The sequence below is a fragment of the Streptomyces sp. MUM 2J genome, from assembly GCF_022414535.1.
Lineage (GTDB): Bacteria > Actinomycetota > Actinomycetes > Streptomycetales > Streptomycetaceae > Streptomyces.
The window spans coordinates 14,492-33,034 of record NZ_JADWYM010000028.1 but is presented as its reverse complement, the minus strand read 5'-3'; the positions used below and the strand labels follow the sequence as shown (position 1 = coordinate 33,034).

At 76.0% G+C, this 18,543-nt stretch carries 4 protein-coding genes; all 4 read left to right on the top strand.

All coding sequences use genetic code 11. The features are described from left to right. Positions 1–65 precede the first annotated feature (65 nt). The 4 genes from I3F54_RS21660 to I3F54_RS21645 all read left to right on the top strand — a co-directional run bounded on the left by I3F54_RS21660 (position 66) and on the right by I3F54_RS21645 (position 18,542). Positions 66–14,030 (top strand): type I polyketide synthase, encoded by a 13,965-nt coding sequence (locus I3F54_RS21660; protein ID WP_240120498.1) that lies wholly within the window; start codon positions 66–68, stop codon positions 14,028–14,030. 71 nt (positions 14,031–14,101) lie between these two features. Further along, positions 14,102–16,570, top strand: coding sequence for a thioester reductase domain-containing protein (locus I3F54_RS21655; protein ID WP_240120497.1), 2,469 nt, complete (start codon positions 14,102–14,104; stop codon positions 16,568–16,570). Continuing rightward, the gene (locus tag I3F54_RS21650) at positions 16,567–17,697 is read left to right on the top strand and encodes an alpha/beta hydrolase (protein ID WP_240120496.1); all 1,131 of its coding nucleotides are present in this window, start codon (positions 16,567–16,569) and stop codon (positions 17,695–17,697) included. Before I3F54_RS21655 ends, I3F54_RS21650 begins: the two co-directional genes overlap by 4 nt. A 65-nt stretch (positions 17,698–17,762) precedes the next feature. Then, complete coding sequence (locus I3F54_RS21645; RefSeq protein WP_240120495.1) at positions 17,763–18,542, top strand: alpha/beta fold hydrolase; 780 nt, start codon at positions 17,763–17,765, stop codon at positions 18,540–18,542. The last annotated feature ends 1 nt before the right edge of the window (position 18,543 follow it).

Here is an 18,543-nt window from a genome sequence, read left to right as displayed (position 1 = left end):
CTGCCACCGCCACGGGCCGCCCGCCGTACACGCCACCCCCCATTCCTGAGGACACCCCTGCCCCGATGTCTGCGCACGAGTCCCCGAAACCGTCCTCCGGACGGCCGACCGAACCGTCCTCCGAACAGCTCCGCGACGAGTCCCGAGCACAGTCCCCGGAGCCGTCCGCAGCGGCCCCCGAGGACATCCGGGCCTGGCTCGCGTCAGCCGTCGCCGAAGCGGCCGGAACCGACCCGGCGACCCTCGACCCGCACCGTCCCCTCGCCGAGTACGGCCTGGGATCACGGCAGTTGGTCGCCCTGGGGACAGAGCTGTCCCGGCACACCGGCCGCACCATCGAACCGACGCTCCTGTTCGACCACCCCACCCTCGCCGCCGTGGCCGACGCCGTACTGAGCCCCCCGCGCGTGCCGTCCGCCCCACCACCCGCCGACGCGCCGCCGCGCACCACCGGCGACGACATCGCGATCATCTCGCTGGCCTGCCACCTCCCCGGCGGCGCGGACGACCCCGACGCCCTGTGGCGGCTTCTCACCTCGGGCGAGGACGCCATCGGCGAGGTCCCCGCGGGCCGTTGGGACACCCACGGCCTGTACGACCCCGATCCCGAGGCCACCGGTACCGCCTACACCCTGCGCGGGGGCTACCTCGACGGCATCGACCGCTTCGACGCGGCCTTCTTCGGGATCTCCCCCCGCGAGGCCGCCACCATGGACCCCCAGCAGCGTCTGCTCCTCCAGACCGCCTGGGAGACCTTCGAACGCGCCGGCATCGTGCCGGGCACGCTCGACGGCACCTCCACCGGCGTCTACGTCGGCCTGTACGACAGCGGCTACCTCGCCTCCGCCCCCCTCGACCGGCTCGACGGCCACGTCGGCACCGGCTCCGCCCCGAGTGTCGCCTCCGGCCGCATCGCCTACGCCCTCGGCCTGGGCGGCCCGGCCGTCACCGTGGACACCGCCTGCTCCTCCTCCCTCGTCGCCCTGCACCTGGCGGCGCGTGCCCTGGCCGCCGGTGAGTGCGACCTCGCCCTCGCCGGCGGCGCGACGCTGCTGGTGACACCCCGCGGTCACGTCGAGTTCAGCAGGCTGCGGGCGCTGTCCCCCACCGGTACGTGCCGCCCGTTCTCCACCGACGCCGACGGTGTGGTGTGGGCCGAGGGCTGCGGGCTGGTGCTCCTGAAGCGGCTCGCGGACGCCCGCCGGGACGGCGACACCGTCCTCGCGGTCGTCAAAGGCTCCGCGATCAACCAGGACGGCCGCAGCCAGGGACTGAGCGCCCCCAACGGACCGGCCCAGCAACGGGTCCTGCGCGCCGCCCTGGAGGACGCCGGGCTCACCCCGGCCGACCTGGAGTACGTCGAGGCACACGGCACCGGGACCCGGCTCGGCGACCCCGTCGAGGGCAACGCGCTGGCCGCCGTCTTCGGCCCCGGACGTCCCGCCGACCGGCCCCTGGGCGTCGGCAGCCTGAAGTCCGTCGTCGGCCACACCCAGGCAGCCGCGGGCATCGGCGGCGTCATCAAGACCGTACTGGCCCTGCGCCACGAACTGATCCCCGCCTCCCTGCACGCCGGCACCCCCACCGAGCACGTCGACTGGCGAACCGGCGGACTGCGCCTGCTGGACGGCCCGCAGCCATGGCCGCGCCGCACCGACCGGATCCGCCGGGCCGGGGTGAGCGCCTTCGGGATCAGCGGCACCAACGCCCACGTCGTCCTGGAGGAGGCTCCCGGCACCGTCCCGCCGGCCCCCGGGCGCACCGGCGAGCCGATCGACCCCGCCGCGGGGGATCGGCCCACCGACGAGCCCGCGGCGGACCGCGGTGCCGCGCTGTTCCCGCTGTCCGCCCGCGGCCTGACCGCCCTTCGGGGGCAGGCCGCCCGGCTGCACGCCGCGCTGACGGCCGCCCCTGAGCTGCCGCTGCCCGCCGTCGCCGCCGCCCTCGCACACCACCGCACCCACTTCGAGCAGCGTGCCGTCCTCCACGCCGACGGCCGCGATGACCTGCTGGCCGCCCTGCACGCCCTCGCCGAGGGCCGGCCCGACCCCGACCGCACCACCGGCCCCCAGCCCGTGCGGCCCGCGGGCAAGGTGGCGTTCGTCTTCCCCGGCCAGGGCGCCCAGTGGACCGGCATGGCCCGCGACCTCCTGGAACGCGACGCGGTGTTCGCCGACGAACTCGACCGCTGCGACGCCGCCCTGCGCCCGTTCACCGGCTGGTCGGTGGCCTCCGTGCTGCGCGGCGACCCGAACGCCCCCACCACGGACCGCGTCGACGTCGTCCAGCCCGTCCTGTTCGCCGTGATGGTGTCCCTCGCCGCCGTGTGGCGCGCCCGCGGGATCCGTCCGGACGGCGTCCTCGGGCACAGCCAGGGCGAGGTCGCCGCGGCCTGCGTCGCCGGGGCCCTCAGCCTCAACGACGCCGCCGCCGTGGTCGCCCTGCGCAGCCAGGCCCTGACGGAGCTCTCGGGCACCGGGACCATGGCCGTCGTCGCCCTCCCGCAGACCGCGCTGGAACCCCGGCTCGCCGCGTACGACGGGCAGATGTCCGTCGCCGCGGTCAACAGCGACCGCGCCACCGTCGTCGCCGGGGACACCGCAGCCGTCGACGCCCTCGTCGCCGACCTCGACCGCGAGCAGGTCTTCGCCCGCCGGCTCGACGTCGACTACGCGTCGCACACCGCACACGTCGAACCGATCCGCACCCGGATCGGCGAGGAACTCGACGGCGTCGTCGCCGCCCCCGCCTCCGTGGCCTGGTACTCGACGGTGACCGGCGAGCCGGTGACCGGCGAACTGGACGCGGGCTACTGGTACACCAACCTCCGCGAGCCGGTCCGCTTCGCCTCCGCGGCGGCACGCATGATGGCCGACGGCTACCGCTGGTTCGTCGAGCTCAGCCCCCACCCCTCCCTGCTCACCGCGGTGCGCACGATCGCCGAGGACACCGGCTGCGACCCGGTCGCCGTCGGCTCGCTGCGCCGCGCCGAGGACGGGCCGGCCTGCCTGGACCGGGCCGCCGCCGAACTCCACACCCACGGCCGGGACATCGACTGGCGCCGGCTGGTGGCCGACCACGGCCCGGCCGACCTGCCGACCTACGCCTGGGACGCGCAGCGCCACTGGACCGAACCGGAGGCCACCTCCGCGGCCCCGGGCCTCCTCGACCGAGCCGCGCACCCGCTGCTCGGCATCCTGCTGCGGTCGGCGGACGCCACGCGCTGGACCTTCCGCTCCGAATGGTCCGCGGCCACCGCCGATTGGCTCCCCGACCACACCGTGTTCGGCCGGACCGTCGTCTCCGGCACGACCCTGCTCGAACTGTGCCGCGCCGCCCTCGCCGAGGCCCGCCCGCAGGCCCCCGCCGACCTCACCGGCCTGCTGGTGCTCACCCCCCTGATCCTGCCCTCCCCGGCGCCACAGGCGGCACCGGGCCGGGCCGGGGCCCCCGCCGCCACGGTCGAGGTGTCCGTCGAGGTCATCGGCGACGGCCCCGCCCCCGAGGTCACCGTGCACAGCCGCCCACGCGGTGCCGAGCCCGGTGACTGGACCCTGCACGCCACCGCGACCGCGGCCGACGCCGCGCCGCAGCCCACCGCGGAGCAGCCGCCTGCCTGGCCGCACGACGCCGAACCCGCCTGGCGCCCCGACACCTACGGCCGGCTGGCGGAACGCGGGCTCACCTACGGCCCCGCCTTCCGCGGTGTACGGGAGGCGGTGCGCATCGGCGACGACGCGCTGCTGGCCCGCCTCACCCTGCCGGCCGCCGCCCGCGACACGGCCGACGCCCACCCCGTCCACCCGGCGCTCCTCGACGCAGCCCTGCACGTCGCCGCCGGCCTCCACCCCACCGGCGACCGGGTGCTGCTGCCGGTCGCGATCGGCAGCAGCGTCCTGCCCCCCGGCGGCGGCACCGAGCTCACCGCACTCGTGCGGCGCACCGCGGACACCACCACCGACCTCACCCTGGACGTCACGCTGTGGGACGGCGACGGCTTCTTCGCCGGCCGCCTCCGGGACGTGCGGCTGCGGACCGTCGACCCGGGCGACCTGGGCAGCGGTTCGCCGAACGCGCGCCACCTGTACGAGGTGGCCTGGACCGCCGTCGGGGAAGCGGCGGGCGGGCCGGCCGAGGGCACCTGGGCCGTCCTCGGCGACCCCACCGATCCACAGGTCGCCGAGGCCCTGCGCGCCGGGGAGCCGGCCGGCGGCGCCGGCTCCCCGGCGCGCACGGTCGTCCGCGTCTGGCCCCTCCCGGACGGGGAACCGGGCGCCGCGGCGCAGGAGTTGGCGGCCACCGCGCTCGCCGAGCTGCAGGGTCTCCTCGACCGGCCGGCGGACGAGGCGCCGGAGCGGACGCTGTGGGTGACCCGCGGAGCGGTCGCCGCCGCCGACGGCGACACGGTGCCGCAGCTGGCCCAGTCCGTGCTGTGGGGACTGGCCCGCACCGCCCGTGCCGAGCACCCGGAGCTGGGCCTGACCCTCCTCGACCTCGACGCCCCGGCCTCCGCGGACGTGCTGCGCGTCGCCGCCGCACAGCACGACGAACCCGAACTCGCCTTGCGTGAAGGCGTGTTGCTCGCGCCCCGCCTGGTGCGCGCCCGGCCGGGCGGGACCGCCCCGCTCGCCGCCGACGGCACCGTCCTGATCACCGGCGGCCTGGGTGCCGTGGGCCGGACGATCGCCCGGCTGCTCGCCGAACAGGGCGTGCCCCGGCTGCTGCTGACCTCCCGCCGGGGGGCCGGCGATCCCCGCGCAGCCGACCTCACCGCGGACCTCACCGCACTGGGCACCCAGGTCGAGGTCGCCGCCTGCGACGTCGCCGACGGTGCCGCGCTCGCCGCGCTGCTGGACCCCGTCGACGACCTGCGCGGTGTCGTCCACTGCGCCGGCGTCCTGGACGACGGCGTGCTCGGCGACCTCACCCCCGAGCGTCTCGCCCGGGTGCTGCGGCCCAAGACCGACGGCGCCGCCCATCTGCACCGGATCACCGCCGACCGGGAACTGGACCTCTTCCTGCTGGTCTCCTCGGCCGCCGGCGTCGTCGGCAGCGCCGGCCAGGCCAACTACGCGGCCGCCAACGTCTTCCTCGACCAGCTCGCCCACCACCGCCGGGCGCTCGGCCTGCCCGCCGTGTCCATCGCCTTCGGAGCCTGGGCCGGGGAGGGCCTCGCCGCCGGCCACGCCGACCTCGCGCGCATGGCCCGCCACGGACACCGGGCCCTCACCCCCGAGCAGGGCCGCGACCTGGTCGAGCTGTCCCTGCGGCGCAACGCCCCGCACACGGTGGCCTGGGCGCTGGACACGGCCCGGCTGCGGGAGACCGTCACGGGCGCCCTCTGGCGCTCCCTGCTGCCCGCGCCCCCCGGCGCGGCCGGCCGGTCCGGTGCCCTGGCGGACCGGCTCGCCGCGCTGCCCGAGACCGAACGCGCCGACCGGGTCCTGGCCCTGGTCCGTGAGGAGACCGCCCGCGTCCTCGGCCTGCGCGCGGCGGAGTCGGTCCGCCCCGAGCAGCCGCTGCGGGAGATCGGCATGGACTCGGTCACGGCCGTGGAGCTGCGCAACCGTCTCGCCGCCCGCCTCGGGGTCCGGCTGCCCGCCACCCTCCTGTTCGACCACCCGACCCCGGCCCGGCTCACCGGCCATCTGCTGACCGGTGTCCTCGCGGCACGGGACCCCGCGCCCGCCGCACGGCCGGGGCCGTCGGCGAGCACGGCGGGCGCCGCCGTTGCCGGTGCCCCGTCCGCTCCCGCGCCCGACGCGCCGATCGCCGTCGTCGCCATGGCGTGCCGCCTGCCCGGAGGCGTCGACGGCCCCGAGGACCTGTGGCGCCTGGTCGCCGAGGGCCGCGACGCGGTGGGCCCCTTCCCGGCCGACCGCTGGGGCGACGTCGACGCCCTCTACGACCCCGACCCGGACCGGCCCGGAACCTCCTACGCGCGTGAGGGCGGCTTCCTCGACGGCATCGACTCCTTCGACGCCGGCTTCTTCGGCATCACCCCGAAGGAGGCCGCCGCCATGGACCCTCAGCAGCGCCTGCTGCTGGAGACCGCGTGGGAGGCCCTGGAACGGGCCGGGACCGTCCCCGCCGACCTGGCGGGCAGTACCACCGGCGTCTACGTCGGCATGTTCGGCAGCGACTACCTCGCCGGAACCCGCCTGGACCAGCTGGACGGGTACGTCGGCACCGGCTCCGCGCCGAGCGTCGCCTCCGGACGCCTCGCCTACACGCTCGGCCTGCACGGCCCGGCGATGACCGTGGACACCGCCTGCTCGTCCTCGCTCGTCGCCACCCACCTGGCCGCCCAGGCGCTGCGCTCGGGGGAGTGCGACCTCGCCCTCGCCGGAGGCGTGACACTGATGGTGACCCCGCAGACCTTCGTGGAGTTCAGCCGGCTGCGCGGGCTCTCCCCGACGGGCCGCTGCCGCTCCTTCTCCGACGACGCGGACGGGGCGATCTGGGCGGAGGGCGCCGGGATGCTCGTCCTGAAGCGGCTCGCCGACGCCCGCCGTGACGGCGACGAGGTGCTGGCCGTGCTGCGCGGCACCGCAGTCAACCAGGACGGCCGCAGCCAGGGCCTGTCCGCACCCAACGGCCCCGCCCAGGAGCAGGTCCTCCGCCGCGCCCTGGAACGGTCCGGCCTGGGCCCCGACGCCATCGACTACGTCGAGGCGCACGGCACCGGCACCACCCTGGGCGACCCGATCGAGGCGGGCGCCCTCACCGCCGTGTTCGGCGCCGAACGCCCCCGGGACCGGCCCCTGTACCTGGGCTCGCTGAAGTCCAACATCGGCCACACACAGGCGGCGTCGGGCGTGGCCGGACTCATCAAGGTCGTCCAGGCGCTGCGCCACGGCACCCTGCCGGCCACCCTGCACGCCGCCGCCCCCAGTCGCCACGTCGACTGGGAGACCAGCGGGCTGGAACTGCTGCACGAGCCCGCCGGCTGGCCCGCCTCGCCCGGCCACGTCCGGCGCGCCGGCGTGAGCGCCTTCGGCATCAGCGGCACCAATGCCCACGTCGTCGTGGAGGAGGCCCCGCCCTCCGGGCTTCCGACGGAACGTCACCTCACTCCGAAACAGCAGCTGTTCGTGGTGTCCGGACGCAGCGGGGCAGCCGTGCGCGGCCAGGCGGCACGCCTGGCACGGCACCTGGCCACGGACACCGACCCGGCCGGCACGGAGCCGGCCGTCACGCCCCGGACGGAGTCCGGACCGACGGACGCCGCCGAGGCCGGCACCGCGACGGACGCCGCCGTGCCCGGCGCCGGCCCGGCCGACCCCGTGGCGAAGGCGCCCGGACCGGGAACCGCCGCGCCGGCCGCCGCCGCAACGGGCGACCGCGCTCTGGTGGACATCGCCCACACCCTGGCCCGGCACCGCAGCCACTTCGAGCGGCGGGCGGCGATCGTGGCGGGCGACCGGGACGAACTGCGCGCCGCCCTGGAGGCGCTGGCCTCCGGCCGGGCACCCCTGGCGCCGGCCCGTGAGGAACACGCCGGCAAGGTCGCCTTCGTGTTCCCCGGCCACGGCGGCCAGTGGCCGGGCATGGGCCTGGACCTGCTCGCCGACACGGAGGCGTTCCGCAGCGAGCTGTCCCGCATCGACGAGGCCCTCCGGCGGCACGTCGACTGGTCCGTCCTGACGGCCCTGCGCGCCCCGGAGGAGTTCTCCCCGCTGGACCGCACCGAGTACCTGCAACCGGCGCTGTTCGCGGTCAACACGGCACTCGCCGCCGCCTGGCGATCCCTCGGCGTCGTCCCGGACGCCGTCGTCGGCCACAGCCTCGGCGAGATCGCCGCCGCCCACAGCGCCGGCGCCCTGACCCTGGACGAGGCCGCGACCGTGGTGGCCGGCCGGGCCGCCTCGGTCGCACCCCTGGTCGGTCAGGGCGGCATGCTCGCCGTGGAGCTGCCCCACGCAGAGGTCGAGGAACTCCTCACTCCCTATGCCGGACGGCTGTTCGTCGGGGCCGTGAACAGCGCGGCGGCCACCGCGGTCTCCGGCGAGGCAGGGGCCTTGGCCGAGCTGCGCCGTGATCTGGCGGACCGAGGGGTGCCCACCCGCCCGCTGTCGACGCCGTTCGCGTCCCACAGCCCCCTGATGGAACCGCTGCGCGCCGCGTTCACCGGCCGCCTCGCCGGCGTGCACGGCAGGACCACCGAGACACCCCTGTACTCGACGGTTCTCGCCGAGCCGGTGCCCGGTGACCGGCTGGACGCCGCGCACTGGTTCGCCAACCTCCGCCGGCCCGTCCGCTTCGCGGACACCGTGCGGCGGATGCTGGACGACGGCTTCCGCTACTTCGTCGAACTCAGCCCGCACCCCTCGCTCACCGCCGCCGTCGAGGCGGTGGCCGCGGAGGCGGGCGTCGACGCGGTCACGGTCCCCTCCCTGCGCCGGCGGCGCGACGGCCGCGGCCAACTGCTGCGCGGCGTGGGGGAGCTGTACGCCGCGGGGCACACCCCCGACTGGACCGCCCTGCACCCGCAGGGCCGCCGCGTCGACCTGCCCACCTACGCCTTCGCCCGCGAACGCCACTGGCTCGCCCCGGCCCCCCCGACCGCCCCCGGCGCCTCCCCCCTCCTCGCCACCCATGTCGAGGCCAGCGACGAACCGGACCGGCACCTGTTCCAGACCGAGATCGACCTGCGCGACAGCCGGTTCGCCTACCTGGCCGACCACCAGGTCACCGGCGAGACCTGGCTGCCCGGCGCCGCCTTCCTCGACATGGCGCTGGAGGCCGCGTCCGCCGCCGGGCACGGCCCCGAACTGCACCTGGGCGGCATCCGTTTCGTCCGGCCGCTGCGCCTCGCCCCCGACCGGCCCGCCCGGCTGCAGCTGGTGCTGCGGCCCGCCGCCGACGGCCGCCGCGACTTCACCATCGCCTCCACCACCGCGAGCGGCACCCGCTGGGAGCAGCACGTCACCGGACACGTCCTCACCGACGAGGCCCCGGCGGCGGAGGCGGAGCACCCGGGCGAGTCGTGCGGAGACCCGGTCGACCTACCGGCCGCGTACGCCGCCCTCGCCGGTCTCGGCATCGACTACGGTCCCGCCTTCCGCGCCCTGGAGACCGGCCGGCGCACGGCCACCGCCGCGGAGGGCCGGCTCGCCGAACGGCCCGCCGCCGGCCACCTGCTCCATCCCGCCGTCCTCGACGCCGCCTTCCACACCGCCGCCCTGCCGGGCGAGGCGCCCCGGGGACGGGCGTTCGTCCCGGCAGGCGCCGCCCGGCTGCGCTTCACCGGGCGGCGCACCACGCCCGTCGGTGTGACCTGCCACCTGAGGTCGGCCGCCGGCGACGTGGCCGTGTTCGACCTGCGGCTGTGGGACGCGGACGACCGGCTGCTCCTCATCGTCGAGGGCTTCGAGCTGGCCGCGCTCTCCCCGCTGGACGGCGCCCTGTACGAGACCCGCTGGCAGCCCCGCCCGCCCGCGTCCGGGACACCGGCCGCAGGAGGCTGGCTCGTCCTCGCCGACGGCACCGGCGTCGGCGCCGAACTCGCCGCGAGGCTGCCCGAGTCCGTGCCGTGCGTCCTCGCCCGGTCCGGGCGGGCGTACGCCACCGAGGGCCCCGGCCGGTACGTCCTCGACCCCGCCGACCCGCAGCAGCTGGCCCGTCTGCTCGACGACGCCTTCCCCGACGCCCCGCCCGCCCGAGTGGTGCAGCTGTCGGCACTGGACGCCCCGGAGATCACCGACGAGCGGACGGCGCGCGAGGCGGCGCGGGTGTGCTGCCTGAGCACCCTGCACCTGGTCCGCGCGTTCACCGCGCGGCAGCAGCCCGCGCCCCGCCTCTTCGTCGTCGTCCGCGGCACGCAGGCGGCCGGCGACAGCACCCGGGTGACGCACCCCCAGCAGGCGCTCGCCTGGGGCTTCACGCTCTCCCTGGCGCAGGAGCATCCGGAACTGGCGGCCACCCTGGTGGACCTGCCCCCGCAGGGCGGGCTCGACGCGCTGTGGACCCAGCTGTGGCACGCCGACGACGAACGGCTCGTCGCGCTGAGCGACTCCGGCCGCACGGTGCCCCGGCTGGCCCGCACGCGGCCGGACGGCGACGGTGCGGGGGACAGCGCCCCCGACGGCGTCCACCTGATCACCGGGGGGCTCGGCGGCCTCGGCCGCGTCGTCGCCGAGCGTCTGGTGCGGCGCGGTGTCCGCCGGCTGGCGCTGCTCGGCCGCGGAAGCCCGGACGCGGAGACCGCGCGCTGGATCGACGGCCTGGAACAGCGTGGGGTGGACGTCCACCTCCCCCGTGCCGACGTCGCCGACCGCGCCGCACTGGCCGCAGCCCTGGACGGTGTGCGCCGGGCGGCCGGCCCGATCGTCCGCATCGTGCACGCCGCCGGTGTCCTCGACGACGCCACGGCGGCGAACCTGACCCCCGAACGCGTCCTGCGCGTCCTGGACCCCAAGGTGCTCGGGACCGCCCACCTCACCGAACTCGTCCCGGAGGCCCGGCACATGGTGCTGTTCGCCTCCGCTGCCGGTCTGCTCGGCTCCGCCGGGCAGAGCGCCTACGCGGCGGCCAACGCCTTCCTCGACGCCTGGGCCCACCACCTGTCCCGCACCGGACGCCCCGCGCTCAGCCTCGACTGGGGAGCCTGGGCGGGCATCGGCATGGTCGCCGCCTCCGGCCCCCGGGCCGCCGAGACGGGCCGGTCGGGCCTGATCGCCTTCACCCCCGAGGAAGGCGGCGAACTCTTCGACCGCGTCCTGTCCACCGGTCGCCGCCAGCTCGCGCCCCTTGCCCTGGACCGCGAGCTGCTCGCCCTCGCCCCCGACGCGGCGCGCACCCGCCCGATCCTCGCCGGGCTCGTACCCGTCCCGGCCGGGGGGCAGACCGCCGACGGACTGGTGCAGAAGGTGTTCGCGGCGCCGGCCGGCGAGGAACGCACCACCTGGCTGGAGGCCTACGTCCGCGCCCGCGTCGGCGAGGTGTCCGGCGGCACCGTGGACGCCTCCGCCACCACCGCCCTGAACGAACTGGGCCTGGACTCCCTCATGCTGGTGCGCCTGCGCAACACATTCGCCCGCGAACTCGGCGCCGAGCTTCCCGCCGCGGACGTCTTCGCCGCCACCGACATCCGCGGCCTGTCCCGCACCCTGGCGGACGCCCTTCCGGAACGGCCCCTCCCGGCGGCGGCACCGTCACCGGCCGACCCCGGTGACACGGTCCCCGAGACCGCCGTGTTCCCCGCCACCCGCGACGTCGTACGGCTGCTGCGCAGCGCCCGGCCAGGGATGCCGGACGCCGCCCACGGCGTCGGTCTGGCCGTCCGGCTCACCACCCCGACCACCTGCGAGGAGCTCACCGCCGTCCTCGACCGCCTCACCGCACGGCACGCCGCCCTGCGCACCGCGGTCGTCACCGGCAGCGAAGACGGGCAGCGGTTCCTGCGCGTGGACCGCTCACCGCAGCGGCCGCTGCTGCGGTGGACGGAGCTGCCCGGCGACGTTCCCCCGGACGCCGCAGAACGGCTGCGCGTGCTGCTGGAGGAGCCCTTCGACCTGACCCGGACGTCCCTGTGGCGGTTCGAACTCCTCGACTCCGGCCCGCACGGCCAGCTTCTCGTGTACGGCGCCCACCACGCCGTCTCCGACCTGCAGTCCCTGCTGCTGGTGGCGGGTGAGATCGACGCCGAGCTGTCCGGCGCGGAACTCGACGGCACCGCCACCAACCGCGACGTCGCCGCGCTCGTCGAGGCACAACGGGACGGCGGGGGCGGCCCGGACGACGAGTGGCGCGCCGCCTTCCACGGCAGCGAGCGCCTCGACCTGGAGCTGTCCCGGCCCCGCCCGGCGGCACGGACCTACCGCGCAGGCAGCGTCACCGCGGTGATCCCCGACGGTCTCATGGACCGCGTGACCGCCGCCGCGAGCCGGCTCGCCGTCACCCCGGCCGCGTTCTGCCTCGGCACCCTGACCGTGCTCCTCGCCCGGAAGCGGCACCGGGAACGGTTCGCGCTCGCCGTGCCCGTGGACACCCGCATCCACGCCGACGCCCCCGACGCGGTCGGCTTCTACGGCGTCCCGGTGCCGTTCCCGGCCGAGGCCCGGCGCGGCGAACAGGTGGCGGCGGTGCTGCGCCGCACCGGTGACCGCCTCCAACGGCTCCTGGAACGGGGTGCCGCGTTCACCGACGTCCTCGCCACACTGACCCGGCAGGGCCTGCACCGGCAGGACGCACCGCTCGTCGAGGTGTACTTCAACTACGTACGCTCCGCCCACCGCACGACCCGCCTGGAGGTGCTGCCCGCCGGAACGGGCCACTCCGACCTCGACCTGATGGTCACCATGACCCCCGACGCCGGCCGGATCCGCCTGGACCACAACCTCGACATCCTCGACGCGGACGCCGCGGCCGGTCTGGCCGAGGAGTTCCTGCACCTGCTCGGGGAGACGGCCCGGGACCCGGCCGTCCCCGTCCGCCCGGCCGGCGGTCACCTCGCCGTCGCGGCCACCTTCGCCCTCGGCAACCTGCCCCTGATGTGCCGGACCGCGGTGGACGAGGGTTCCGGCGACGCGCCGCTCACCGTCACCGAGGCGCCGTACCACCAGGTCCTCGCGACTCTCCAGGACCCCACATCGGTGTTCTGCGACCCCGCGACCGCCGTGGGCGTCGTCCTGCTGCGCGCGGCGGACCTGGAGCGCTTCGGCCCGGTCGACGACGCCCTCCTCGCCGAGCTGCGCGCCGCCTACCCCGCCGCACTGCGCTCCCTGGCCGAGCGGACCCGCAAGCCGCTGCTGGTCGGGTTCCTGCCCTGCGCCCGCCCCGACGAGCGCCTCACACGGTGGGAGGAGGCGGTCGCCGCGGACCTCGACGGCACACCCGGCATCGCGGTCCTCGGCCCCGGCGAGTGGACCCGCCATCACCCGGTCGACGAGCCCTTCGACGAACGGACCGAGCGCCTGGCCCACCTGCCCTTCACACCGCCCTTCCAGGCGGCCGTGGCGCTGAGGCTGGCCGAGGCCGTCCACGCCGTGCGCCGGCCCGTGCCGAAGGTCATCGCGGTGGACGGCGACGAGACCCTGTGGGGCGGGGTGGCCGGGGAGACCGGCCCCGGGTCCGTCGACCTCACCGGGCCCCGCGAGCTGCTCGCCCGCCGCCTGCTCCAGTGGCGGGCGGCCGGCGCCCTGCTCGTCCTCGTCAGCAACAACGACGACGCCACCGTCCGGGCCGTCCTCGACCGCCCGGACAGCCCGCTCAGGGCGGAGCACTTCAGCGTCGTCTCCGCCGCCTGGGAGCCGAAGCCCGACCGCCTCGCGCAGGCGGCCCGCACCCTCAACCTGGGCCTGGACAGCTTCCTCTTCCTCGACGACAACCCCGCGGAGATCGCCCGGATGCGCGCCGCGCTGCCCCAGGTGCTCTCCGTCACCTGCCCGCCCGCGGACCGGATGGAGGAGTTCCTGGGGCGCCTGTGGCCGCTCGTCCCGGCTGCCGCGACCGCCGAGGACGCACTGCGCGCCCGCTTCTACGACCAGGAGCGGGAGCGGGACGCGGTACGGGAGGCGAGCGGGTTCGAGGAGTTCCTCCAGCGGCTGGAGCTGGAGGTGGAGGTCCGGGCCCTGACCGAGGACGATGTGCAGAGGGCCGAGCAACTCGTCCGTCGCACCAACCAGTTCACCCTGAGGGCCCGCTCGGCCGACGGCGGGGACCTCGCCCGCTGGCGCGAGCGGGGCGAGGTGTGGACGGCAGCCGCGCGGGACCGGTTCGGCGACTACGGCCAGATCGGGCTGCTCGCGGTAGGGGCCGAGGACGACCGGCTCGACGTCCTCGCCTGGCTGATGAGCTGCCGGGCGCTGGGCCGCGGGGTGGAGGAGCGCCTGCTGTCCCGGCTGGCCGACCGCGCCGACGAACTCGGCTGCACCAAGGTCCGGTTGACGGCGGAGCGCACCCAGCGCAACGCACCCGCCCGGCGCCTGCTCGCCGCGCTCGGTGGTGCCGACCCCGACGACGAGCGCCTGGAGATCGTCACGACGCCCGAACACCTCAGGGCGTTCCGCTCCTGGCAGCAGCAGTGAGCCGACCCGACAGCAGCGACTCCACCGACAGCACCGAGAGGTACACATCGTGCACACCACGAAGGGCGCCCATGCCTGACATGAACGAGGCCGCCGGTCAGCGGTCCCTCGCCGAGCAGATCGAGCACGGCGGCACCGGCCTGGACCTGAACGGCCTGCTGGCGAAGGTCGGAGCCACAGGCACACCGGCCGGGCAGGAACCCGCCGCCGCGCCCGCCGCGCCCGCCGCGCCCGCGGATCCCGGGGAGGCGCCCGCCGTGCGGGACGAGACGGCGCTGACGGCGGCGATCGCCGCCGTCGCCGGCCGCCATCTGCCGTCGGGGCACCTCGCGCCGGACGCGGACTTCTTCGACGCGGGCGGTACGTCCGTGGCCGCGGTGGAACTGGTGGCCGAACTGGAGGGGCTACTGGGCCAGGAGATCGACCTGGACGAGGTCTTCGCCGACGCCCGCCCGACGAGCCTGGCCCGCCGGTGGCTGGCCTCCGGACACGTCCCACCGGCCGGTGGGACGGTCGCGGGCGGGTCGGCGCCCGGCACGGCGGACTCGGCTCCCGCCCTTCCACCCGGAGCCCCGTCTCCGGTCGCGGCTCCGGTCGCGGCCGTGACCCATGGCCCGCCGTCCGGCGACACGTCGCTCCCGCCCGCACTCCCGTCCGGCGCCATCCACCCCGCCACGCTCCTCCCGCCCGGTGACGACGCCACGCCCCGGGCCCGGCGCGAGGACCTGGACCAGATCCTGGCCGACCTCGCGCTCGCCGACCGGCTGCCCTTCACGGACCTGCCCGAGCCGGTGCCGCCCCGGCGCATCCTGCTCACCGGCGCCACCGGCTTCCTCGGTAGCCATCTGCTGCTCGACCTGCTGCGGCACAGTGACGCCCATGTGTACTGCCTGGTCCGCGCCGCCGACGAGGAGGCTGCCGTCGCCCGTCTCGCCGAAGCGCTCCGGTCGTACCGGCTGCCCTGGTCGTCCGAGGTGCGCCGGCGCATCACCGTCCTGCCGGGCGACATCCGCCACCCCCGGCTCGGCCTGTCCGAGGAGACGTGGCTCACCCTCGCCCGCGAACTCGACAGCGTCGTCGGCGTCGCCGCCGCCGTGGACTTCCTGCGCGGATACCAGTCACTGCGCGCCAGCAACGTGCTCGGCCCGCTCACCCTGGCCGAACTCGCCGCCACCGGCCGGCCCAAGCCCCTGCACCACATCTCCTCCGTCGCCGTCTTCAACGAGGTCGGCATCGCCTCCATGGGCGAGGACGACCCGCTCGCCCACGTGGACCGGCTCGTCTCGGGCTACGACCAGTCCAAGTGGGCCGCCGAGACCGCCCTGCGCCGCGCCCGCGACCACGGCCTCGTCGTGAGCGCCCTGCGGCCCGGCGGCATCGGCGGCCACACCAGGACCGGCGCCTACAATCCGCTGGACCTCAGCAGCGGGCTGATCTCGGCCTTCGGCCGCCACCGCACCGTCCCGGCGTTCCGGTACCTCAACGTCGCGCCCGTGGACCGGGTCAGCCGCGTCGCCGCCGCCGTCGTCTGCCAACCGGACACCTGGGGTTTCGACTACCACCTCACGGGTGTGCCCAGCACGCTCGACGACGTCGTCCGCGACATGGCGCTCGGCGGCATGCATGTGCGGGTGCAGGACTGGGACGAGTGGCGCGCCGACACCCTCGCCCGCCTGGAGGCCGAGCCGGTTCCCGAACTCGCCTTCCTCGGCCGGGTGCTGCGCAGCCCCACCGCGCTGAAGCTGTGCGAGGCGACCCTGACCGGCCCGGCCGCCGAGGACACCCGCACCGCCGCCCTCGTCGACGCCCTGGGCCTGCCCCCGGCCACCCGCTACGACTCCCGCGCCCAGCTGAGGACGTACCAGAAGCTGGCCGCCGACGGACTGGCCCGGCTGCCGCACCGCGACGACCGGCCCTACCTGTGGTTCACCGAGACCACCGAGGGCAGTGTCGGACCCGTCGGCGCCCCCGCGTCCGGACCCTGCTCCATGGCGCTCACGCTCTCCCTCGCGAGCATGTACCAACTGGTGGAGGAGCGCCGGATCGACGTCACCGGCGAGGTGACCTGCCCGGCCGTGCACCCCGGTCCGTTGACCGTCGCGCACGGCGACGTCTGGGTCCGACCCGATGAGGGGATCCCGCACCGGCACGGCCTGCGGCACCGGTTGCTGCGCTACCGGCTGGAACTGAGGGACGCCGACGGCGGCACCTGGTGGCTGGAGGGCCACAAGTACGCCCGGGCCCGCCGCGACGTGTGGCGGCAGACCCGGACCCTCACCGTCGAGATCGGCCGCCCCGGCGAGCCGGCCGCCTTCGCCGGCGAGGTCGTCGTCCCCGCCGACACCTACGTCCGCGACCAGATCGACGGCATCCGGGTCGACCCGCGTCTGACCGGCCGCGAGAAACGGGCCGCCAAGCTGACCTGGCTCGCCTGGTTCGGCCTGGAGATGGGCCGCGGGCTCGCGGGCCCCTTCGCCCGTGCCGCCGCCGACCTGCTCGACCTGCGCCGCACCCCCGCCCCCACGGAGCGCCACCGATGATCTTCCGAACGACCCGCCCACGGCCCGCCCTGCGACGGGTGCGCACCACTCCGGCGCCGCGCCCGCTCCAGCACCGTCTCGACGCGTCCCGGGTGGAGGAGATCCCCCTGCGCGCCGCCGACGGCGTCCGCCTCGGCCTCACCCGCGTCGACCCCGGCGACCGGGGGCGGCCCGCGGTCCTGTTGCTGCACGGGCACACCGCGTCCGCGGACATGTTCCTGCTGCCGGAGACCCGCAACCTCGTCGACGTCCTCCTCGACGAGGGCTACGAGCCCTGGCTGCTGGACTGGCGCGGCAGCTGCCGGCTGCCCTACAACGAGACCGGCCGGCGCTACACCTACGACGACGTCGCCCTGTACGACATCCCGGCGGCCGTCTCCCACATCCGCGAACGCATCGGCGACCGGCCGCTGTTCGCCGTCGCCCACTGCATCGGCTCCCTCACCCTCTCCCTGAGCATGACGGCCGGCCTGGTGCCCGGGCTGGCCGGCGTGGTCTCCCAGGGCGTCTTCCTGACCCCCAAGCTGGCCGGCCGCACCTCGCTGCGGATGACGGTCGCCGGCGAACTGCTCAGGACGCGCATCGACCACATCCCCGTCGACTTCCGCACCGTGGGCCTGTGGTCGAAGTACACGCCGCTGTTCGCCCTGGCCTCCCGCGGAGCGGACTGCCCCGACCCCACCTGCCAGATCCTGCACAACTCGGCGTGGGGGACCGGGGCCTCCCTCTTCGTCCACGAGAACCTGGCCGAGGCCACCCACGACCGGCTCGCCCGGCTGCTGGGTCCCGCCCCGCTGTGGATCCTGCCGCACCTGCGCCGCATCGAGCTGGCCCGAACCGTCGTCCGCTGGCACGACGGCGACCACCGCTACCGGGCCCTGCCGGCCAACGCCCTCGACGCCGCCGGGCGCATCGACACCCCGGTGCTGCTGCTCGCCGGGAGCGAGAACGGGCTGTGGCTGGACTCGCAGAAGCTCTGCCGCGACGTCCTCGCCCACCGCAGGCCGGAACTGGACGTGACCTACACGGAGATCCCCGGCTACGGACACCTCGACACGTTCCTGGGCCGCGGCGCCGCGCTGGACGTGTACGGTCACATCCTCGACTTCCTCGGCGCGCACCGGTGACGGCCGGGCGCCCCGCCGACTAGGCTACCGGCGAGTAACCGGTTCGCATTCCAGGAGGGCGCCCCATGCCGCAGTTCGAGGTCGACGGCGCGACGTTGACGTACGACGACGAGGGCCCCCGCGACGGTGGGGGCGTGCCCCTGGTGTTCGTGCACGGCTGGACCGCGAACCGGCACCGCTGGGACCACCAGACGGCACACTTCTCCGTCCACCACCGTGTCGTCCGCCTCGACCTGCGGGGCCACGGCGACAGCACCGGGGCGGGAGTGCGCACGATCGAGGAGGTGGCCCGGGACGTCCTCGCCCTCCTGGACCACCTCAAGATCGAGCGGTGTGTGCTGATCGGGCACTCCATGGGCGGCATGACCGCCCAGACCATCGCGCTCTCGCACCCCGAGCGGGTCGAGCGGCTGGTCCTGGTGAACTCCATCAGCCGCATGGCCTACAGCCCCGGCCGGGCCCTGCTGATGGCGGCGTCGACGCTGGTGCCGTTCAAGCTGTTCATCGCCGCCAACATCCAGCGCGCCTTCGCCCCCGGTTACCCGCGCGAGGAGGTCAGGGCGTACGTCCAGGCGTCCGGGGGCATCTCGCGCGAGGTCGTCATGACGCTGTACGGCGCCATGCGGAACTTCGACGTCCTCGACCGGGTCGGCGAGATCCGCGTGCCCACCCTCCTGGTGCACGGCAGCCACGACGTGCAACTGCCGGTGAAGCAGATGCTGCGCATGGCGACCGCCTACCCGGACGCCGTGGTGCGCATGGTCGACGCCGGCCACGAGCTGCCGGTGGAGAAGCCGGCCGAACTCACCGCCGCGATCGAGCGGTTCCTGTCGGACGGCGTCTGAG

Coding starts and splice junctions, on each gene's coding strand:
- I3F54_RS21655 (WP_240120497.1), top strand. CDS start 14,102: ATGCCTGACATGAACGAGGCCGCCGGTCAGCGGTCCCTCGCCGAGCAG.
- I3F54_RS21645 (WP_240120495.1), top strand. CDS start 17,763: ATGCCGCAGTTCGAGGTCGACGGCGCGACGTTGACGTACGACGACGAG.
- I3F54_RS21660 (WP_240120498.1), top strand. CDS start 66: ATGTCTGCGCACGAGTCCCCGAAACCGTCCTCCGGACGGCCGACCGAA.
- I3F54_RS21650 (WP_240120496.1), top strand. CDS start 16,567: ATGATCTTCCGAACGACCCGCCCACGGCCCGCCCTGCGACGGGTGCGC.